Origin of the sequence: Elioraea sp., assembly GCF_022842375.1 — a bacterium.
Taxonomy (GTDB): Bacteria; Pseudomonadota; Alphaproteobacteria; order Acetobacterales; family Acetobacteraceae; genus Elioraea_A.
In genome coordinates this window covers 19217-39090 of record NZ_JALHPR010000014.1, presented here as the reverse complement: position 1 = coordinate 39090, position 19874 = coordinate 19217, and the positions used below count along the sequence as shown (strand labels likewise).

At 70.8% G+C, this 19874-nt stretch carries 21 protein-coding genes; 14 read left to right on the top strand and 7 right to left on the bottom strand.

Features of this window, described 5'->3' with window-relative positions; genetic code table 11:
• Positions 1-80 precede the first annotated feature (80 nt).
• Positions 81-1646 (top strand): glycosyltransferase family 39 protein, encoded by a 1566-nt coding sequence (locus Q0C38_RS13135; RefSeq protein WP_291297554.1) that lies wholly within the window; start codon positions 81-83, stop codon positions 1644-1646.
• On the opposite strand, the gene Q0C38_RS13130 is transcribed toward Q0C38_RS13135, so the two are convergent.
• A complete protein-coding gene (locus tag Q0C38_RS13130) occupies positions 1625-2779 on the bottom strand; it encodes an AI-2E family transporter (protein ID WP_291297553.1) in 1155 nt (384 codons plus the stop codon). The genes Q0C38_RS13135 and Q0C38_RS13130 overlap by 22 nt on opposite strands.
• A gap of 111 nt (positions 2780-2890) precedes the next feature.
• Between Q0C38_RS13130 and Q0C38_RS13125 the strand changes: the two genes are divergently transcribed.
• The 4 genes from Q0C38_RS13125 to gloA all read left to right on the top strand — a co-directional run bounded on the left by Q0C38_RS13125 (position 2891) and on the right by gloA (position 7938).
• Positions 2891-4603 (top strand): cation:proton antiporter, encoded by a 1713-nt coding sequence (locus tag Q0C38_RS13125; RefSeq protein ID WP_291297552.1) that lies wholly within the window; start codon positions 2891-2893, stop codon positions 4601-4603.
• Positions 4604-4690: 87 nt separating this feature from the next.
• On the top strand, positions 4691-7015 hold the full coding sequence (locus tag Q0C38_RS13120; protein ID WP_291297551.1) for a xanthine dehydrogenase family protein molybdopterin-binding subunit: 2325 nt from the start codon (positions 4691-4693) through the stop codon (positions 7013-7015).
• Positions 6982-7509: a MaoC family dehydratase gene (locus Q0C38_RS13115; RefSeq protein WP_366937266.1), complete on the top strand. Its 528-nt coding sequence runs from the start codon at positions 6982-6984 to the stop codon at positions 7507-7509. The genes Q0C38_RS13120 and Q0C38_RS13115 overlap by 34 nt, the downstream gene beginning before the upstream one ends.
• 36 nt (positions 7510-7545) lie before the next feature.
• On the top strand, positions 7546-7938 hold the full coding sequence (gene gloA / locus Q0C38_RS13110; protein ID WP_291297550.1) for a lactoylglutathione lyase: 393 nt from the start codon (positions 7546-7548) through the stop codon (positions 7936-7938).
• Between the two features lies 1 nt (position 7939).
• Here the strand turns inward: gloA and Q0C38_RS13105 are convergent, their stop codons facing one another.
• Positions 7940-8845 (bottom strand): DMT family transporter, encoded by a 906-nt coding sequence (locus Q0C38_RS13105; protein ID WP_291297549.1) that lies wholly within the window; start codon positions 8843-8845, stop codon positions 7940-7942.
• A gap of 109 nt (positions 8846-8954) precedes the next feature.
• Between Q0C38_RS13105 and Q0C38_RS13100 the strand changes: the two genes are divergently transcribed.
• From Q0C38_RS13100 to Q0C38_RS13090, 3 genes are read left to right on the top strand one after another with little or no spacing between them, the layout of a single operon-like run.
• Positions 8955-10025, top strand: a complete 1071-nt coding sequence (locus Q0C38_RS13100; protein ID WP_291297548.1) for a quinone-dependent dihydroorotate dehydrogenase — start codon at positions 8955-8957, stop codon at positions 10023-10025.
• On the top strand, positions 10018-10908 hold the full coding sequence (locus tag Q0C38_RS13095; RefSeq protein ID WP_291297547.1) for a TIGR01459 family HAD-type hydrolase: 891 nt from the start codon (positions 10018-10020) through the stop codon (positions 10906-10908). Before Q0C38_RS13100 ends, Q0C38_RS13095 begins: the two co-directional genes overlap by 8 nt.
• Positions 10909-10939: 31 nt before the next feature.
• A complete protein-coding gene (locus Q0C38_RS13090) occupies positions 10940-12157 on the top strand; it encodes a multidrug effflux MFS transporter (protein ID WP_291297546.1) in 1218 nt (405 codons plus the stop codon).
• Here the strand turns inward: Q0C38_RS13090 and Q0C38_RS13085 are convergent.
• Positions 12134-12712 carry a YqgE/AlgH family protein gene (locus Q0C38_RS13085; RefSeq protein WP_291297545.1) on the bottom strand — a complete coding sequence of 193 codons (579 nt, stop codon included), beginning with the start codon at positions 12710-12712 and terminating at the stop codon, positions 12134-12136. The two genes, Q0C38_RS13090 and Q0C38_RS13085, sit on opposite strands and share 24 nt — an antisense overlap.
• Positions 12713-12861: 149 nt before the next feature.
• Between Q0C38_RS13085 and Q0C38_RS13080 the strand changes: the two genes are divergently transcribed.
• The 3 genes from Q0C38_RS13080 to Q0C38_RS13070 all read left to right on the top strand — a co-directional run bounded on the left by Q0C38_RS13080 (position 12862) and on the right by Q0C38_RS13070 (position 14661).
• Positions 12862-13743 carry a protein-disulfide reductase DsbD domain-containing protein gene (locus tag Q0C38_RS13080; protein WP_291297544.1) on the top strand — a complete coding sequence of 294 codons (882 nt, stop codon included), beginning with the start codon at positions 12862-12864 and terminating at the stop codon, positions 13741-13743.
• Between the two features lie 115 nt (positions 13744-13858).
• On the top strand, positions 13859-14341 hold the full coding sequence (locus tag Q0C38_RS13075; RefSeq protein ID WP_291297543.1) for a peroxiredoxin: 483 nt from the start codon (positions 13859-13861) through the stop codon (positions 14339-14341).
• The gene (locus Q0C38_RS13070) at positions 14338-14661 is read left to right on the top strand and encodes a hypothetical protein (protein WP_291297542.1); all 324 of its coding nucleotides are present in this window, start codon (positions 14338-14340) and stop codon (positions 14659-14661) included. The genes Q0C38_RS13075 and Q0C38_RS13070 overlap by 4 nt, the downstream gene beginning before the upstream one ends.
• 28 nt (positions 14662-14689) lie before the next feature.
• Here the strand turns inward: Q0C38_RS13070 and Q0C38_RS13065 are convergent, their stop codons facing one another.
• The gene (locus Q0C38_RS13065) at positions 14690-15406 is read right to left on the bottom strand and encodes a type 1 glutamine amidotransferase domain-containing protein (protein ID WP_291297541.1); all 717 of its coding nucleotides are present in this window, start codon (positions 15404-15406) and stop codon (positions 14690-14692) included.
• Between the two features lie 106 nt (positions 15407-15512).
• Here Q0C38_RS13065 and Q0C38_RS13060 point away from each other — a divergent pair, with 106 nt between their 5' ends.
• Positions 15513-16511 carry a hypothetical protein gene (locus Q0C38_RS13060; protein WP_291297540.1) on the top strand — a complete coding sequence of 333 codons (999 nt, stop codon included), beginning with the start codon at positions 15513-15515 and terminating at the stop codon, positions 16509-16511.
• Here Q0C38_RS13060 and rnhA read toward each other — a convergent pair.
• The 3 genes from rnhA to ispH are packed head-to-tail and all read right to left on the bottom strand — an operon-like array spanning position 16508 to position 18924.
• A complete protein-coding gene (gene rnhA / locus Q0C38_RS13055) occupies positions 16508-16963 on the bottom strand; it encodes a ribonuclease HI (RefSeq protein ID WP_291297539.1) in 456 nt (151 codons plus the stop codon). The genes Q0C38_RS13060 and rnhA overlap by 4 nt on opposite strands.
• Entirely contained in the window at positions 16956-17918 is a 963-nt protein-coding gene (locus Q0C38_RS13050; protein ID WP_291297538.1) for a homoserine kinase, read from the bottom strand. The genes rnhA and Q0C38_RS13050 overlap by 8 nt, the downstream gene beginning before the upstream one ends.
• A gap of 10 nt (positions 17919-17928) precedes the next feature.
• On the bottom strand, positions 17929-18924 hold the full coding sequence (gene ispH / locus Q0C38_RS13045; protein WP_291297537.1) for a 4-hydroxy-3-methylbut-2-enyl diphosphate reductase: 996 nt from the start codon (positions 18922-18924) through the stop codon (positions 17929-17931).
• 78 nt (positions 18925-19002) lie between these two features.
• Here ispH and Q0C38_RS13040 point away from each other — a divergent pair, with 78 nt between their 5' ends.
• The gene (locus Q0C38_RS13040; RefSeq protein WP_291297536.1) at positions 19003-19299 is read left to right on the top strand and encodes a CDGSH iron-sulfur domain-containing protein; all 297 of its coding nucleotides are present in this window, start codon (positions 19003-19005) and stop codon (positions 19297-19299) included.
• Positions 19289-19855 (top strand): hypothetical protein, encoded by a 567-nt coding sequence (locus tag Q0C38_RS13035; RefSeq protein ID WP_291297535.1) that lies wholly within the window; start codon positions 19289-19291, stop codon positions 19853-19855. The genes Q0C38_RS13040 and Q0C38_RS13035 overlap by 11 nt, the downstream gene beginning before the upstream one ends.
• The last annotated feature ends 19 nt before the right edge of the window (positions 19856-19874 follow it).

Below are 19874 nucleotides of genomic sequence, written 5' to 3'. Positions count from 1 at the left end.
AACCAACTCAACATCGGGTCCGTGCAGTCTAGGCCACAATCAGGGCGCTCATGAGGCGGGTCCCCCATGAGGCGGGTCACATGAGGCGTGTCCAGCGGGTGCCGGAGGTGCTGCGGCGCGGGCCTGCCTCGCTGGTGGCGGTCGCGCTTGTGCTCGGCGTGGCGGCGGTGCTGCTCGCTGCCGCTGCCTTCCTGCGTTCCGCCGAGTACGACGAGGGCTACAGCCTGCTGCTGACGGCAGGCACGGTCCGGCCTGACTGGCCAACCGTCCCCTTCCTGGCCGGCGAGGCGCGGGCGATCTACGCCGGCAGCACGAGCCTTCCCGGCATCCTGAGTGCACTCCGCGGCACCGATGTGCACCCGCCGCTCTATTTCTGGCTGCTCTCGCTCTGGCGCGATCTCGTGGGCATGGAGCTGTTCGCCGCCAGGCTGCTGTCGGTCGTGCTCACGCTCGCCGCGCTCGCGCTCGTCGCACCCCTCGCCGTGCGGGCCGGTGCGCCGCCGGTCGCGGCGATGCTGGTCTGCCTGCTGTCCTACGCCTTCGCCTATACCGGCATCATCGCGCGCGGCTTTGCCCTTGCGCAGGTGTTGACGCTCGCCGCCGCCCTGCTCGCGCTCGCCCAGACGCGCGGTGCGGATGGCGCGCGGGCCACGCCGGGCCTCGCTGGGGCCGTGCTGGTCGGTGCCTTCGCCGGGCTCGCGACCATGGCGAACTACCTCGCCCTGTTCTGTGCCGCTGCCGTGCTGGCCTGGCACGCGCTGTTCGTCGGGCTTCGCCGGCCGTGGCATCTGGTGGCGTCCGCCCTGCCGTTTCTCGCCGCCCAGGCGGTGAACCTGCCGCTGTTCCTCGCGCAGGACAGGCGGACGGGACAGTTCCCGCCCTTCAGCATCGAAGGGGCGGCGATGCGCAGCGCGCAGTGGCTCGCGGCCTCGGTGTTCGGCGGCACGCCGCTGCAGGTCGATGCGCCCTTCTCCTGGGCGATCGGGGCCGCCATCGGCCTTCTGCTGCTGCTGCTCGCGGTCGCGATCCTGGCGACGCTGGGCGCAGCGTTGGCCTGGCCCGAGGGGCTGCTCGTGTGGGGTGCGGGCGTCGCACCGGCGATCGGGCTCGTGGCACTCGGGGCGCTGTTCGGCAACCTGCCGTTGGAGCTGCGCTACTACGCCTTCGGCAGCCCGTTCATCGCCATCCTGATCGCCGGCAGCCTTGCCGCCGTGGCCGAGCGGGGCTTTCCCACCGCCGCGCGGGCGCTGCTCGCCGCCATGCTGCTCGCGCAGGCAGCCGGCATCGCCGGCCTCGGCTTCGGGCAGGGAACGATGCAGCCCGCGCGTGCCGTCGCGCGCAATGCCGCACCGCTGCTGGGCGAGGGAACGATCATTGCGGTCGCGCATGGCAACGACGGTGTTGGCATCGCCGGCGCGCTGATCCTCGAACTGCCGGCGGAGGCGCGCGTCCTCGTCATCCGCCGCGGCGACAGTGCCGACAGCATCCGCTCACGCCTTGCCCCTTTCGTCCGCGCGATCATCGTCACGACCGAGGGCGACAGCGACAGCCGCGAGGAGGTGCCGCTGATGCTGGGTGCTGTCGCCGGTGATCCCGCGTGGCGGCTCGCCGGCGAGGGCTATCGTCAGCGCGTCTTCTCGCGCTGAGCCTCGGGCCCGTCCGGCGTATCTCCGGTGACGGACAGGCCGAGCCAGCGCCGCAGCATGACGTAGCCGACGCCGAGCAGCGTGGGGCCGAGGAAGATGCCGATGAGCCCCATCGCGATCAGCCCGCCGAGCACACCGATCAGCATGAGCAGCAGCGGCAGCTTCGCCCCGCGGCTGATCAGGATCGGGCGGAGGAAGTTGTCCACCGTCTGCACCACGCCGGCCATCCAGGCGAGCATGAGGATCGCGGTCAGCGTGTCGCCCGTGGTGTAGATCCAGATGACGACGGGAAGCCACACGGGCAGCGGCCCGATCTGGATGATGCCGAACACGAGGACGGCAACGGCAAGCAGCACCGGGGCGGGCGTTCCCGCCACCGCGAAGCCGATGCCGGCGAGCAGCGCCTGGGCCGCCGCCGTGCCGATCACGCCCGCCGAGACGCCGCGGATGGCGCGCGTGGCGACGGTCAGCGCTTCCGTCCCCTCAGCCCCGCCGAGACGTGCGGCAAGCCGCCCGGCCATGCCCGCCGCTGACGGCCCCTGCGCGTAGAGCACCGCGGTGGCGATCGCGACCAGCACGAATTGCAGCACCGTCGCCCCCACCCCGGTCAGGCTCGCAAGCAGCCAGGTGCCGACGGCGGGCGCGATCCGTGCCGCGACATCGCCCGCCGCACTCGCATCCTCGCCGAGGTGGCGCCAGGTCTCGGCGATCCTCTCGCCCACCAGCGGCAGGCCGGCGACGAAGCCGGGCGCCTCGCGCGGCAGCCGCACGTAGAGGTCACTGGCCATGGCGCGCAGCCGCGGTAGCCCGTCCGTCACCGCATCGACGAGCGAGATCGCCGGCAGCACGACGAGCGCGATCATCGCCAGCGCCAGCAGCGTCGCCACGAGGCCGCGACGGCCCCCGAGTTTAGCCGTGACCCATTCGAGCGGGCGCCACAGCGTCACGACGATGACGGCTGACCAAACCAGTGCAGGGATGAAGGGAGCGACGATGAACAGGCACGCGAACAGCAGCAGGATCGGCAGGCCATAGCCCATCGCCTGCTCGAACTTGGCGATTCGCAGCCGTGCCGGTTCGATCTGGGGCGCTGGATGTCCTTGTGTCGAAGGCGTCTCGCCGTTGCCGCTCATGCCTGCCTCCGCCGCCCGCATGGGCGCGGGCGCGGGATTGGAGCCCGCGCAACCCTCACCTGTCCACGCCTGCCGTTGAGCGGGGCGGCCAGACGCGTCACGTTGCCTGCCATGGCGCTCCAGGAAACCGCCCATTTGCGCGAGGTCGTCGTGTTCCTCGCTGCCGCCGGTACCATGGTGCCGTTGATGCGGCGCCTGCGCGTCAGTCCCGTTCTCGGCTGGCTCGCGGCCGGACTCGTGCTCGGGCCGCACGGCGTTGCCCGATTCGCGGGCGACATGCCCGTTCTCGGCCTCGTCAGCATCGCGGAGTGGAGCGCGATCGAACCGCTGGCGGAGATCGGCGTGCTGTTCCTGCTGTTCTCGATCGGGCTCGAGCTCAGCTTCATCAGGCTCTGGGCAATGCGGCGGCTGGTGTTCGGCCTCGGCGGCGCGCAGGTGCTGGTGTCGGGCGGCGTGATCGCGGCGATCGCCTGGGGCTTCGGCAACGGCCCTGCCGCGGCGATCGTGCTCGGCGCCTGCCTCGCCCTGTCGTCCACCGCCATCGTGATGCAGATGCTGATCGAACAGCGGCGGATCGCGACCGAGCTCGGCCGCAGCACCTTTGCTGTCCTGCTGATGCAGGACCTGGCGGTGGTGCCGATCCTGTTCCTCGTCGGCGTGCTCGGGGCGCGGTCCGGCGGCAACCCGTTCATGTCGCTGCTTGCCTCACTGGCAGCAGGGGCTGCCGTGGTCGCGGCAATCTGGCTCGGCGGGCGGCTTCTGCTGGGCAAGCTCTTCCGCGCCGTCGGCGGTGCGCGAAGCCCCGAACTCTTCATGGCGGTGATGCTGCTGGCTGTCCTGGGCGCTGCCTGGGCGACGGCGGCGGCGGGGCTGTCGACGGCGCTCGGCGCCTTCCTCGCCGGGCTGCTGATCGCGGAAACCGAGTTCCGCCACCAGGTCGAGGCCGATCTGGAACCGTTCAAGGGCCTGCTGCTCGGCATGTTCTTCATGTCCGTCGGCATGACGATCGACCCGGGCGCCGTGCTGGCCGCACCGGTGCTGCTGCCTGCCGCAACGGTCGGGCTGATCGCCGTGAAGGCCGCGGTGATGTTCCCGACATGCCTTGCCTTCGGCCTGCCGCGCGCGATCGCGGCCGAGGCCTCTCTCCTGCTCGGCCAGGGGGGGGAGTTCGCCTTCATCGTCATCGCGCTGGCCCAGCGCCTCGGCCTCGTGCCGGAGGAGACGGCGCAGTTCATGCTGCTGGTCGCGAGCCTGACGATGGCGGCGACGCCCCTGATGGCAGCGCTCGGGCGGCGCCTCGCGGCGTCGATGTCCTCGCCCGGTGCCGTGGCAGCGGCGGCAGAGCCTGACGAGGACCTTGCCGGGCATGTCATCATCGCCGGTTACGGCCGCGTCGGCGAGATGCTCGGGCGGGTGCTGGACGAAGAGGGTGCGCCGTGGATCGCTCTTGACCTCGATGTCGATGCCGTTGCCCGGCATCGCGCCGAGGGGCGGGCGGTGTTCTACGCCGATGCCGCCCGCGCCGAGGTGCTGCGCCGCGCGGGGGCCGGCGGCGCGCGGGCGCTGGTTCTCACCATGGACAGCCACGCGGCGGTGCAGCGGGCGCTGTCGACGGCCAAGCAGGGCTGGCCCGGCCTTGCCGTGATCGCCCGGGCGCGCGACCCCGCGCATGCCGCGCGGCTGACCGAACTCGGCGCGGAGCGTGCGGTTCCGGAGACCGTCGAGGCGGCCCTGGCACTCGCAGGCTCGACGCTCGCCACGCTCGGCATGCCGGACGAGGCAACGGCAGAGGCGCTCGCCCGCGAGAGGGCCCGCCAAGCTTAGGTCGGGTGAGACCACGCTGGGGGCTTGGCGAACCCCCCCTTGCGGCCACATGCTGTATGCCACGCCACACACCCGGGGAGACCGACCATGAAGTTCGGCCTGAGCCAGCCGATGCGCCGTGTCGAGGATCCGCGCCTCCTGCGCGGCAACGGCCGGTACACCGACGACATCAGCCTCCCCGGCCAGGCCTTCGGCGTGGTGCTGCGCAGCCCCCATGCCCATGCCGCGATCACGGGCATCGACAAGGCGCCGGCGCTCGCAGTGCCGGGCGTGCTGGCCGTCTATACCGGGCCTGACCTGCGCGCGATGGGGCTGGGCGACGTCCCCTGCGCCATCCCACTCAAGAACCGCGACGGCTCCGCCCGCGCGGAGACGCCGCGGCCCGCTCTCGCCATCGGCCATGTCCGGCATGTCGGCGATCCGGTGGCCTTCGTGGTGGCCGACACGTACCAGGCCGCCAAGGACGGCGCCGAGGCGATCGCGGTCGACTATGACATCCTGCCGTCCGCGACCGACCTTGCCACCGCGATGAACCCCGGCCAGCCGCAGGTGTGGGACAGCGCGAAGGGCAATCTCTGTTTTGATTGGGAAACGGGCGACCGGGCCGAGACCGACAGGCTGTTCGCCTCCGCCGCGCATGTCGCGAAGCTGACGGTGGTCAACAACCGCGTCGTCGTCGCCTCGATGGAGGGCCGCGGTGCGGTGGCCGAGCATGACAAGGACAGCGGCCGCTTCACGCTGCATACCTGCACGCAGGGCTCGTGGCTCGTCCGCCGCCTGATGGCCGAAGAGGTCTTCAAGCTGCCGCAGGAGCAGTTCCGCGTCATCACCCCCGATGTCGGCGGCGGCTTCGGCATGAAGCTCTACCTCTACCCAGAACATGTGATGGTGACGGTCGCGGCGCGCGACGTCGGCCGCCCGGTGAAGTGGATCTCCGACCGCTCCGAGGCGTTCCTGTCCGACACCCATGGCCGCGACAACATCACGTCCGGCGAGCTCGCGGTGGACAAGGACGGGCGGTTCCTCGCGCTCAGGACGAAGACGCTTGCCAACATGGGCGCCTATCTTTCCACCTTCGCGCCGTTCATCCCGACGGGCGCGGGCTCCAAGGTGCTGCCGAGCGTGTACGGCTTCCGTGCGATCCACGTGAACGTGCTCGGCGTGGTGACGAACACCGTGCCGGTCGATGCCTATCGCGGTGCCGGGCGGCCCGAGGCGAACTACCTGGTCGAGCGGCTCATCGACAGTGCCGCGCGTGAGCTCGGCATCGACCGTGTCGAACTCCGCAAGCGCAACATCGTGCCGCCCTCCGCCATGCCGTGGAAGACGCCGACGGGGGCGACCTATGACAGCGGTGATTTCGTCACCGTCATGGATGCCGCGCTGAAGAAGGCCGACTGGGCCGGCTTCGCGCAGCGGAAGCAGGAGGCGGCCCGCCGCGGCAAGCGGCGCGGCATCGGCCTTGCCTACTATCTCGAGGCGACGGGCGGGGCGCCGAGCGAACGGGCCGAGATCCGCTTCGCCGATGACGGCATGGTCGACGTCCTGGTCGGCACGCAGTCGACCGGCCAGGGCCACGAGACCGCCTACATCATGCTGACGGCGAGCGAGCTCGGCATCCCGCACGACCGCATCCGCGTGCTTCAAGGCGACTCCGACTCCGCTCCGAGCGGAGGCGGTACCGGGGGAGCGCGCAGCCTCTACTCCGAGGGCACGGCCATCCTCGCCACCACCGCGACGGTGGTGGAGAAGGGCAAGCAGGCAGCGTCCGAGGTGCTGGAGGCTGCGGTGCCAGACATCGTGTTCGAGAACGGCACCTTCTCCGTCATCGGCACCGACCGTGGCATGGGCATCCTCGAGCTTGCCGAGACGCAGCGGAAGAAGGCAGCGTCCGGCCTCGACGCGACGCTGCTCGATGCCGCCGAGGTGGCCGAGATCCCGGCGCACACCTTCCCGAACGGCTGCCACATCGCCGAGGTGGAGATCGACCCGGCGACCGGCGTCCTCGATATCGCGCGCTATCTCGTGGTCGACGACGTGGGCCATGCCATCAACCCGCTGATCGTGCGCGGCCAGGTGCATGGCGGCGTGGCGCAGGGCATCGGCCAGGCGGTGTACGAGAACACCGTGTACGACCCCGAGAGCGGCCAGCTCGTCGCGGGTTCGTTCATGGACTACTGCCTGCCGCGCGCCGATGACCTGCCCGACATCGAGGTCGACCTCATCGAGATCCCGTGCACCACGAATCCGCTCGGCGTGAAGGGCGCCGGCGAGGCCGGCGCGGTCGGCAGCCCGCCGGCGGTGATGAACGCGGTGATCGATGCGCTGGCCGAGGATGGCGTGACGCACATGGACATGCCGGTGACGCCCGAGCGCCTCTGGCGCGCGCTGTCGGCGGCGAAGGCAGCCTGAGCAACGACGGCCTGAGCGAGGACAGGGCGGCGCTCGCGCTCGAGGACCTGGCCGCGGGGCAGGTCTACCGGAGCGCGAGCGCCGTGATCGACGGAGCCGCGATCACCGCCTTCGCGGCCGCCTGGGACCCGCAGCCCTTCCACCTCGATTCCGCCGCTGCGTCAGCGAGCATCTTCGGCGGGCTTGCGGCCAGCGGCTGGCACACCGCCTGCCACTCGATGCGGCTGTTCGTCGATGGGCCGCTGCGCATCGCGGGCGGGCTCGTCGGGGCGGGCGTCGAGCAGCTGCGCTGGCCGGTCCCGACGCGGCCAGGCGATATCCTCCACGTCGAGACGGAGGTGCTGTCGGTGCGCCCCTCGGCGTCGAAGCCCGATCGCGGCTTGGTGCGCATCCGGAACGTCACGCTGAACCAGCGCGGCGAGGTGGCGCAGGAGATGATCGCCACGCTCGTGGTGCCGCGCCGTGACGCGGGTGGACAGCCCGCCGGGCCTTGAGCAAAGTCCGCCGCAACAGCAACGGGAGAACAGGCCATGGCCGAACCGCGCTTCCTGCACACGATGATCAGGGTCGGCGACCTCGAGCGGTCGATCGAATTCTACACCAAGCACCTCGGCATGAAGGAGCTTCGCCGCAACGACGTGCCGGACGGCAAGTACACGCTCGCCTTCGTCGGCTACGGCGACGAGAAGAGCAGCGCGGTGATCGAGCTCACCTACAACTACGGCGTCGACAAGTACGAGCCGGGCACGGCGTTCGGCCATCTCGCGATCGGCGTTCCCGACATCTACGCCACCTGTGAGGCGCTCAGGAAAGGCGGGGCCAGGATCACGCGCGAGCCTGGGCCGGTGAAGTTCGGCACCACCGTGATTGCCTTCGTCGAGGACCCCGACGGCTACAAGATCGAGCTGATCGAGCGAAAGTAGCTCACGCGCGCTTCGCCCCGGCACGCCGTGATTCGGTGATGGCATCGGATCGCGCGTGGCCGAGGCAGGCGGCGAGCACCACGCCCGCGCCCGCGAGTTCGAGCGCGCCCGGGAACGTCGCGAAGAACACCGCGTCATAGATCACCGCCCACAGCATCGCCGTGAAGTCATACGGCGCGAGCCGTGCGGGCGAGGCGACGCGGATCGCGGCGGCAAGGGCAAGGTTGCCCGCAGCCCATAGCGTGCCGGTGAGGGAGAGCAGCCCTGCATCGGGGAGCGTCGGCATCGTCCAGTCGACGGCCGCGAACGGGCCGATCGCGATGATGCCGAGCAGTGCCGGGATCGCCATCCCCTCCGCCAGCCGCGTCTCGGACCCGAGCCTGCGCGTGACCACCATCAGCATCGCGTAGGCGAAGGTGCCGGCCCCGGCGGCGAGATAGCCAACCACGTCGCCGCGCCCGGACAGGCCCTGCGCGAGTGCCAGTGCGACGCCCGCGAAGCCGAGCGTGGCCCAGCCCCAGGCAGCGCGCGACACACGCTCACCCAGCATCAGCCTGACGAGGGCGAGTGTCACGAAGGGCGCCGAGAAGAACACGACATAGGCATCGAACAGCGGCAGGCGCGCGAAGGCGACGAAGAAGGTGAGGCCCGAGCAGTGGATCAGCGCGCCACGGATGAGCTGGAGCCTGAGCCGCGCGCGCGACATCCCGCCCGCACGGATGATCTGCACTGCCGCTGGCGGGCCCATCAGCAGGAGTGCGACCGTACAGCGCCAGGTGATCACCTGCGAAGCGCTGTGGCCCGACGACAGCAGCTTCATCGCCACGTCATTGGCCGAGAACAGCGCGATGGCGAGGATGATGAGCAGAGGCCCGAGAAGGCTCCCGCGCGCGGTGACGTTTCCCATGCGCGCCCGTCATGCCCGCCCCCCGGCCCCCAGGCAAGCGAGTGTCGGGGCAAGCGTGTGTCCTGGTGGGCTGGCGCGGCGGCGCCGGCGCTGGCAGATAGGGGACCGCATGACACCTGCCATCGCCTCATCCCTGATGCCGCTCACGCGGCTGCTTGACCCCGAGACCGCCCATCTCCTTGCGCTGCGCGCGCTGAAGGCGGGGCTGGCGGGGCGCATCACCGCGCCGGCCCTGCCGGTCGAGGCGATGGGGCTTCGCTTCCCCAACCCGCTCGGCCTCGCCGCGGGATTCGACAAGAATGCCGTGGCGGCCCGGCCGCTGCTGGACCTGGGCTTCGGCTTCGTCGAGGTCGGCACGATCACGCCACGGCCGCAGGTGGGCAACCCGCGCCCGCGCCTGTTCCGACTCCCCAAGGACGATGCGGTGATCAACCGCAACGGCTTCAACAACGAGGGGTGGGACGTCGTGTCGGCCCGCCTCGCGGCATTGCGCGGCGAAGGCGCGCTTTCCGGCCCGCTCGGCGTGAATGTCGGCATCAACAAGGACTGCGACGACGCCGCGCGCGACTATGGCCTCATGGTCGAGGGTGGTGCGCGGTACGGCGACTATGTCACGGTCAACATCTCATCCCCCAATACGCCGGGTTTGCGCGACCTCCAGGCGGCAGGGCGGCTGGCCGAGCTTCTCGCCGCCGCACGTGCGGGCCTCGCGCGCGCGGGCAAGTCGGTACCCGTCCTGGTGAAGATCGCACCTGACCTTGACCGCGAGGCGCTCGGGCCGATCATCGAGACGGCGCTCGCCGAAGGGGCGGCGGGGCTGATCATCAGCAACACGACGATCGCACGGCCGGCCTCGCTGCGCGGGCGGAACAAGGGCGAGACGGGTGGCCTCTCCGGCCGCCCCCTCTTTGCGCCGTCCACCGCGCTGCTGCGTGCCGCCGCGCGGATCGCTGCCGGCCGTCTCGTCCTCGTCGGCGCGGGCGGGGTGGCGAGCGGGGCGGATGCGTATGCGAAGCTCCGCGCCGGCGCGACGCTCGTTCAGCTCTACACTGCCATGGCCTATGCCGGGCCTGCGCTGCCCGCGCGCATCGTTGCCGAGCTCGCAGCACTTCTCGCGCGCGACGGGTTCACGCGGATCGACCAGGCCATCGGCGCCGACAAGGACATTCACGATGCATGACGTGCAGCCGAGGCTCAGCGTTCTCGCGGGCTTCGCTCCGCTTGCGGAACGATACGACGGCTTCATCCTCGACCTCTGGGGCGTGGTGCATGACGGGGTGCAGCCGTACCCCGGTGCGGTCGATTGCCTGGCGCGGATGAAGGCGGCCGGCAAGCGGTCGGTGCTGCTGTCCAACGCTCCGCGGCGGGCGGCGGCAGCACAGGCCGCGATGCGCGCGATGGGCATCGCCGATGACCTCTATGACGGCATCCTCACTTCCGGCGAGGCGACGCACCTGGCGTTGCGTGACCGTGACGATCCCTGGTTCGCGGCCCTCGGCACGCGCGTGTTCCATCTCGGGCCGGAGCGTGACCGCAACGTGATCGAGGGCCTGCCTCTCACCCGCGTCGGGACGCCGGCCGAGGCGGACTTCGTGCTGAACACCGGGCCCGATGACCATCAGTCCGGGCAGAGTGTCGCGGATTTCGCCTCTGTTCTCGGTGCCTGCCATGCGGCGAAGCTGCCGATGATCTGCGCCAACCCGGACCTCGAGGTGATCCGCGGCGGCGTGCGCGTGATCTGCGCCGGTGCGCTGGCGCAGGAATATGCAGCGATGGGCGGCGATGTGCGCAGCCTCGGCAAGCCCGACCCCGCGATCTATCCGCGCGTGTTCGCCTTGCTAGGCCTCGCGCCTGATCGCATCCTCGCGGTCGGCGATGCGCTGCGCACCGACATCGCGGGTGCGAAGGCCGTCGGCATCGCCTCCGCGTGGGTGCTCGGCGGCATCCATGCCGAGGAACTCGGCCTTGCCGAGGGCGAGCTGCCCGATGCTGCCGCGGCGACGGCGCGCGCCGCGGCCGACGGGCTTTCGCCCACTGCCGTGCTTCCCGCCTTCCGCTGGTAGCGTCGCACGCCGCAATTGGCTAGCGTTGGGCATGGCTGATCCGACGCCGCAGGCGGCCCCCCCGCCGGCCTGGTTGCTCGTGCTCATCACCGCGATCGGGCCACTCAGCCTGCAGATCGTCGTACCCGCCATTCCCGGCCTCGCGGCGAGCTTCGCCGTGCCGGCCGCGACGGCGCAGCTCACGCTCACCGTCTACCTGCTCGGCGTCGCGGTGGGCCAGCTCGCCTACGGGCCGCTGTCGGATCGTTACGGCAGGCGGCCGATGGCGATTGCGGGGCTGGTCATCTTCCTCGCCGCCTCCGTGCTCGGCACGCTGGCGCAATCGATCGGCGGGCTGATCGCCGCCCGCGCGCTGCAGGCGATCGGTGCCTGTTCCGGCATGGTGCTGGCACGCGCGATGATCCGCGACTGCTACCCGCGTGACCGTTCCGCATCCGTCATGGCCTACGTGTTCATGGGCATGACGGTTGCCCCGATGCTCGCCCCCATCATGGGTGCGCTGCTCGATGATGCGTTCGGCTGGCGGTCGCTGATGGTGCTGCCCGGTCTTGCCGGTCTCGTGCTGCTCATCGCGGTGCTGCTGCGGCTGCCGGAAACGCTCAGGCACGAGCAGGGCACGCAGCATGGCGGGTTCGGCAGCGTCGTGGCGTCGAGCCTGGTGCTGCTCCGCACGCCTGCGTTTGGCGTCTATGCCGGGTGCTTCGCGACATCGTCCGCCGTGTTCTTCGCCTTCCTCGGCGGTGCGCCCTTCGTCGTCGTGCGCGGCCTCGGCCTGCCGGCGACGGCCTATGGCCTCGGCTTCATGCTGGTCTCGCTGGCCTACGCGGCGGGGAACTTCGTCACCGCAAGGCTCGCGGTCAGGCTCGGCGTGATCAAACTGCTGTCGCTTGGAACGGCCGTCACCTTCGTCTCGGCCGGTCTCGCGCTGGCGCTGATCCTGCTCCGCCCACCCTCGCTCGTGAACCTGTTCGCCCCGGCGATGCTGATGGCGCTCGGCAATGGCGTGGCGCAGGCGAACGCGATGGCAGCTGCCGTCAGCGTGCGGCCACAGTCGGCGGGTGCGGCATCGGGGCTCTCGGGCGCGATCCAGATGGCGGCGGGGGCGGTGGCGACGGTCGCGGTCGCGGCACTCGAAACGGGCAGCGGCGTGGCGACGGCTGCGCTGATGCTGGCCTTCGCCACGCTCTGCCAGGCGATCCTGGTCGCCGGGCGCCGCGGGAGTGCCTCAGGCCCGGCCGGCGGCCCCTGACAGCAGCAGCGGGTCGACCTTCAGCATCGAGAGCGCGCCGCGCCACATCGCACCAGGTTCGCCCGCGAAGACGAACGCCTCGTCCGCCGGCACCGAAAGCCAGGCGTTCTGCAGGATCTCCTCGTCGAGCTGCCCCGCCCCCCAGCCGGCATAGCCGAGCGCGAGCATGCCCTGCCTCGGCCCCTCGCCACGGGCGAAGGCGCGCAGCACGTCGATCGAGGAGGAGAGGGCGAAGCGGCCATCGACCTTCAGCGAACCGTCCCGCACCCAGTCGGTCGTGTGCAGCACGAATCCCTTGCCGGTCTCGACAGGCCCGCCGGCATGCATGCGGATGCGGCGGGCGGGAGGGGCGGGAGCGACCTTCAGTTGTTCGAGCAGCGCATCGAAAGTGAGCCCATCGAGCGGGCGGTTGATGACGATGCCCATGGCACTGTCGGCGGTGTGCGCGCAGATGAACACGACGGCCTGGGCGAATCGCGGGTCGCGCATCGCTGGCATCGCGACCAGGAGCTGGCCGGTCAGGTAGCCTTCGCCACCATCATGTTCGCGTGTCATCCTGGCCTCGCCCATGGTGGGGATGTTGGCGTGTTCGTCGCCGAGGGCAAGTGCGGCAGGGCACGCCGGAGCCCTCCCTGGTCAATCCGGCGCGAGCGGGGCTGGACGCCGCTTGTCCTCGCCCGCGCACCCGGCCAGGGTCAAGCGCGATGAGAACACACTCCAGCACAACCATTCCGCGTGCCGCGTTTGCCGTCGCGCTGCTCTCCGCGGCGATCCTGGGCGCTGGTGGCATGGGCCCTGGTGACGCCACAGCCGGGCCCGCCTCCTGGGTGCAGGGTGACGAGGCCGAGTTCGCGCTGCTCTCCGCCGAGACGGCGGTGGCACCTGGGGCAGGCACCGCCTCTCTCGCGCTCGCGGTGCGGATCGCCGAGGGCTGGCACATCTACTGGCGCACGCCCGGTGCCGCAGGCCTGCCGCCGCAGCTCGACTGGGCGGGAAGCGACAACCTTGCCGACGTCACGATGCAATGGCCTGCGCCGATGCGCTTCGAAAGCTTCGGCCAGCAAAGCTACGGCTACCGCGACGAGGTGCTGTTTCCGGTCACGGCCACTCTTGCACGGCCTGGCGAGGCGCTCGCGGCCAGGCTCTCCGTCGCCTACCTGATCTGCCGCGAGGTGTGCATCCCGGGCGAGGCGACGCTCAGCCTCGATCTCCCGGCGGGGGCGCCGGCACCGACGGCGGAAGCGGCGCTGATCGCCCTGTCGCACACCCGCCTGCCGGGCGATGCGGCGTCACGCGGGCTCGCTCTCAGCGCCCGGTCGGAACCGCGCGGGCTCTCGGTGATCGTGCGCGGCGCCGCCCCCTTCGCCGCCCCTGATCTCTTCCTCGAATGGCCGCTCGCGCCGGGGCAGCGCCGGCCTGACCTGCCGCGTCCCGTCGTGACGCTGGCCGATGGTGGGCGCGAGGCCCACTTCGCGATCACCGTCCACCCGCCGCTGGTGCGGCCCGGCACGGTGCTGCGCGTGACCGTGACCGACGGCGACCGTGCGGCGGAAGGTTCCGTCACGATCGCGCCTGCCGTCCCCTGAATCCGGGCGCCTGCCCCCCGGCTCTCCCCCTGGCGTTTCCGCGCCACCGCGCTATACCGACGATCGAGGGACGGGCGCCCGGATACGTGGGGCGCGCCACAAGGAGAGGCGAGCGATGACGATCAAGGTCGGTGACAGCATTCCGGCGATGAAGCTGATGCAGGCAACGGCAGAGGGCCCGCGCGAGGTCGACACGGCGGAGCTGTTCGCCGGCAAGACGGCGGTCCTCTTCGCCGTTCCGGGGGCATTCACGCCGACCTGCAGCGCCAAGCACCTGCCCGGCTTCGTCACGAATATCGACGCGATGAAGGCCAAGGGCGTCGACCTCATCGTGTGCATGGCGGTGAACGATGCGTTCGTGATGGGCGCCTGGGCAAAGGACCAGTCGGTCGGCGAGAAGATCGTCATGCTCGCCGACGGATCGGGCGCCTTCACCAAGGCGATGGGCCTCGAGCTTGACCTGATCGCCCGCGGCCTCGGTGTACGCAGCCAGCGCTTTGCCCTCGTGGCGAAGGACGGGAAGGTGACGCACCTGGCCGTCGAGGCCCCCGGTGGGTTTGAGGTGAGCAAGGCGGAAGCCGTTCTCGCGGCCCTTTGAGCCGCCGGAACGATCCGTTGCGCGCCGGCCAGGCGGCCTTCCGCCTGAACCTCGCCCTCTCGGCGATGGCCTGGCAGGCGGCGTTCGTGGTGCCGGCGCGGCTGCAGATGATGGCGCTCGGCCTCGTCTCGCCGAAGCCTGGCGACATGGGCGAGATGACGCTGATGGTGGCGGAGAAATTCGCCGCCGTGGCGCAGGGGGCGGGGGCCGCGACGGCGCGGGCGATGGCGGGCGGCGACCCCGTTTCCGTCGCCATGGCGGCGATCGGCCCGGCCCGCCGCGCGGTGCGGGCGAACGCCAAGCGCCTGGCGAAGGGGTAAGGGGGGCGCCCTGCCCCCCGCCCACCCCTCAGGCCGCGCGGACCGAGGACCGCTCCTTCAGGATGTCGAGCATCAACGCGGCGACGTTCGCTGACGAGGCAGGGTTCTGCCCCGTCACGAGCATTCCGTCGCGCACGGCATAGGGCTGGAAATCGGCCCCGCCCTCGAACTTCGCTCCTGTCTCGCGAAGCCGCGTCTCGAGCAGGAACGGCACGGTGCCGCCGAGGCCCGATGCCTTCTCCTCGCTGTCGGTGAAGCCGTTGACGCGCCTGCCGCGCACGATCGGCAGCCCATCGGCCCCCTTCGCGTCGATGAGGCCTGCCGGGCCGTGGCACACCGCCCCGACCGCACCGCCGGCATCGAAGATCGCGCCGATCACGCGGGCGAGTGCGGTGTTGCCCGGCAGGTCCCACATCGTCCCGTGGCCGCCGGGGAGGAACACGGCGTCGTACGCGCCGGCCTTGGCCGCCTCGATCGGCAGCGTGCGTGACAGCGAGGCGGCTGCGTCCTTGTCGGCGAGGAAGCGGGTGACGGCCTCGTGGTTCTCCTTCAGGCTTTCCGGGTCATGCGGCGGCTTGCCGCCCGCGATGCTGGCGAGGTCGACGCTGTGGCCGGCGTCGCGAAAGGCCCAGTAGGGAACCGCGAGCTCCTCGAAATAGAACCCCGTGGCCTTGCCGGTATTGCCGAGCGTTGCGTGGCTCGTCAGCACGATCAGGATCCGTGCCATGGTCTCGTGCTCCGTCATGGTTGCGTCAGGAATAAACGGTGGGAGCGGGCATTGGTTGCGGCCCGCGGCCACGATGCTGTGCCCAGACTCGACAGCCGCAACGTTTGCACCGCAGACTGTTCCGATGACGGATGGAACGGATGTCGCAGGGAACGCCGCCGGAGACGATTCCGCCGCGCGGACGTCGCGGCTCGATGCCCTGCTCGCGACCCGGCTTGCCGCTGCCCTGCCCGGTCTCGCGGCGATGCAGGCGAAGTACCGCGCGCGCTGCGGTGGCGGCCTTGTCGCCGCGATCGTCGTGATGGTGCTCTCCCTCTCGGTCGAGGCGATCGGTCTCGCGGCCTTCGCGTTCGTGGGCATCCTGGTGGCCGGGTCAGCGCTTGTGTATTACGCCGGCGTCTACCGCGCCGCGGCGCGCGATGCCGTGACCCCGCTCGTGTGCGATGCGATCGGCGGCATGACCCGCACCGGCTCCGCGGCGCATGAGGTGCTTGGCCGCCTGCGCAGCCTGCCGATTGTCGCCCCCTTCGCGCACCACACGCTCGATGACGTGTTCAGCGGCAGCCATCACGGGACGGATTTCGTCCTGGCCGAGATCAGGCTGTTCAACATGAGCACGCGCACGACCGGCACGGGCCAGAACCGCACGACCACGACGAAGGAGAGCACGGTCTTCAAGGGCCTGCTGTTCCTCATCGAAACGCCCGCCGCCATCCCAACGCGGATCATTCTCCGCGGCCCGCGCATTCCCTTGGTGTGCGACTGGCGGCCGGCCGCCTCCATCCTCGAACGTCTCGGCTTCCGCCGCATCGCGGTGCCTGATGCCGGCTTCTCCCGCCACCTGACCCTCTGGGCGGAGGATGGCGAGGCAGCGCTTGGCGTGATCGGCCCTGGCCTTGCCGGGACGCTCGCGCGGCTGGCTGCCACAGCTGGCTGGCGCAGGCTCGATGCCGGTTTCTCAGGCACGCGGTTCATCCTGCTGCTGCCGAAGGGCGGCAACAGCTTCACCGTCGGCGGCCTGTTCCGCCCGGTGGAGCGGCTGGGCGAGGAGGCGCATGCGCTGATGGACGAGATCATGGTCGTCCACCGGCTGATCGATGTGCTGGAGGGACGGGCGGGCTAGCCCTGCGCCAGTCCCTCTCGCGCGGCGGTGGCCAGCACGTCGGCGCGTTCGTTCATCACGTCGCCGGCATGGCCGCGCACCCACTTCCATTCCACCTCGTGGCGCTTCTGGGCCTCGAGCAGTTGCTTCCAGAGGTCCATGTTGGCGACGGGGTCGCGCGCCGCGTTGCGCCAGTTGTTGCGCACCCAGCCCTTCACCCAGCGCGTCACGCCGTTGCGCACATACTCGCTGTCGGTATGGATCACGATGTGCGACGGGCGCTTCAGCGCCTCCAGCACGGCGATGGCGGCGGTGAGTTCCATGCGGTTGTTCGTGGTCTGCGGATTGGCGCCCGAGAGCTCCTTCTCATGACCGTTCCAGCAGAGGATGGCGCCCCACCCGCCAGGCCCCGGGTTCGGCTTGCAGCCGCCATCGGTCCAGGCTTCGATCCGAACGGGAGCCGCTTCAGTCAAGCCCGTAATCCCTCTCGCTCCGCGCCGCGCGATGGAAGCGCAGCTTGCGCGCGTACTCCAGCGGGTCCTTCGGCGTCACGAACGCGCCGGGCGGGTGGTGCAGCCAGTCATGCAGCCGCGTCAGCAGGAAGCGCAGCGCGGCACCGGCGGCAAGCGTTGGCAGTGCGGCGCGCTCGGCCGCCGTGAAGGGGCGACGGGCGGTGTAGCCACCGAGCAGCAGCTTCGCCTTCGTCACGTTGAAAGACGCGTCCGGCTCGAAGCACCAGGCGTTCAGGCACACGGCCACGTCGTAGGCGTAGAGGTCGGTGCAGGCGAAGTAGAAATCGATCAGGCCCGAGAGCCGGTCGCCCAGGAAGAACACGTTGTCGGGGAACAGGTCGGCGTGGATATGGCCCTTCGGCAATCCTTCCGGCCACGCACCGAGGATGGCCTCGAGCGCTGCTTCGATCTCCCCGCCAAGGCCGGGGCGCACCTCGTCCGCCCGGCCGGCACAGCGCGCGTAGAGCGGCCGCCAGCCAGATGGCCCGAGCGCATTGGCGCGGGTGAGCGCGAAGCCCTCGCCGGCCGCATGCAGCGTGGCGAGAGCGGTGCCGACCGCGCCGCAATGCTCGTTCCGCACACGGCGTGGCCATACGCCCGGCAGGAAGGTCTGCACCGCCGCGGGGCGGCCGCAGAGGGTGCGCGAGAGGGCGCCATCACGCGCCGCGACCGGCAGCGGGCAGGTGAGGCCATGCGCGGCGAGATGCGTCATCAGCCCGAGGTAGTAGGGCAGGTCGGCAGGGTCGACCCGCTTCTCGTAGAGGGTGAGGACGTATTGGCCCGCGGTCGTCAGCAGCAGGTAGTTGCTGTTCTCCACGCCCTCGGCGATGCCCTTGAACGAGATCGCGCCGCCGATGTCGTAGGCGGCGAGGAAATCGGCAAGCGCCTCGTCGGACACCTCGGTATAGACGGCCATGAAGGGAGCCTCAGGCCGTGGCGAGTGCTGGCGGAAGCCGGAACACAACGTCCTCCTCCGCCACCCGCACCTCCTCGACCGTGACGGAGAAGCGCGTGCGGAGATGGTCGATCAGCTCATCGACCAGCAGCTCGGGGGCGGAGGCGCCGGCGGTGAGGCCGAGGATCGCGACGCTGCCGAGCGTATCGAGGTCGAGCTCGCGCGCACGCTGCACCATCATCGCCCGCGGGCAGCCGGAGCGCGAGGCCACCTCGACCAGGCGGAGGGAGTTGGAGCTGTTCGGCGCGCCGATCACGATCACCATGTCGGCCCCCGGCGCGATCGCCTTCACGGCGGCCTGGCGGTTCGTCGTCGCGTAGCAGATGTCCTCCCGCCGCGGGCCCTCGATCGCGGGGAAGCGCGTGCGCAGGGCGGCGATGATCTCGGCCGTGTCGTCGACCGACAGCGTCGTCTGCGTGATGTAGGCGAGGTGGCTCGCCGCGGGCACGGGCACGGTCATCGCACCGGCCACATCCTCGACCAGCGTCACGGCACCCGGCGGCAGCTGCCCCATCGTGCCGATCACCTCCGGGTGGCCTTCGTGGCCGATCAGGATCAGGTGTCGGTCGGCGGCGAAGTGCTTCTCCGCCTCGCGGTGCACCTTGGTCACGAGCGGGCAGGTGGCGTCGAGCTGGTAGAGGCCGCGCGCCTCGGCATCGGCTGGCACCGCCTTGGGCACGCCATGGGCCGAGAACACGACGGGCACATGGTCACGATGGTCGCGCGCCGGCACCTCGCCGAGCTCCTCGACGAACACGGCTCCCTTCGCCTCGAGGCTCTCGACCACGAAGCGGTTGTGCACGATCTCATGCCGCACGTAGACCGGCGGGCCGAAGCGGCGCAGCGCCTCCTCGACGATCTTGATCGCGCGGTCGACGCCGGCGCAGAAGCCGCGCGGGCCGGCGAGCCTCACCGTGAGGGCGGGGCGCTGGTCGGCGGATTGATCCACAGGGAGTACTTCGCGCATCGGTTGTTGCCGCTGTTGCTGGGCCTGCGCATAGTGCCGCGCGGAGCGGTGAGCGCACAAGCGAGGGTGAGCGGGCGGATGAGCGAGGCTGGAACGGCTGATGGCGCGGGCGACGGCAGGATGGCCAAGCCGGTCGTGGCGCAAGCGGCACCCTACGGCGTGGATGTGAAGGCCGGCGAGAAGTATTTCTGGTGCTCCTGCGGCCTCTCCGCGACGCAGCCTTTCTGCGACGGCGCACACAAGGGAACCGGCCTCAAGCCGATGATCTGGCGGGCCGAGAAGGACGACACGGTCTGGTTCTGCGGCTGCAAGGCGACGAAGGAGACGCCGTTCTGCGACGGCAGCCACACCGGGCTCTCGGCCGATGCGCGCTAGGCTCCTTCTCCCCCTCGCTGCCCTCGCGCTCGCGGGCTGCGAGACGCTCGGCCTCAGCTCGGGCGGCACGGGCGAGGCGCCGCGCGCTTCCTCGCTGCGCGCCGATTGCCCGAATGTCGGGTCGCCGACCGACACGGCCGACCTGGTGCGCTTCCGCACCCCCGATTCGCGCGACCTGACCGACCTCGTCGTCGCTGCCCGGATCACGACGCTCGATGGCTCCTGCCGCTTCGTCGACCGCCAGACGGCCGTGGAGGTGACGCTGACGATGGGGCTCGAGATCGCGCGCGGGCCAGCCGCGACCGGACGCACCCTGTCGCTCCCCTACTTCGTCGCGGTGGCGACGGACGGTGAGCGCATCCTCGACAAGGCCGTCTACGCGATCGCTGCCGAGTTCCCCGCCAACACGCAGCGGCTGCGCGTGCGCGGCGAGGAGATCCGCCTCACCCTGCCGGTGAGCGAGGCGCAGCGCGCCGCCGGATATTCGGTGTTCGTCGGCTTCCAGCTGACCGAACAGGAACTGGCGCTGAACCGCTCCCGCATCGCGGCGCGCTGAGCCTCCCCGCCCGCCGCAT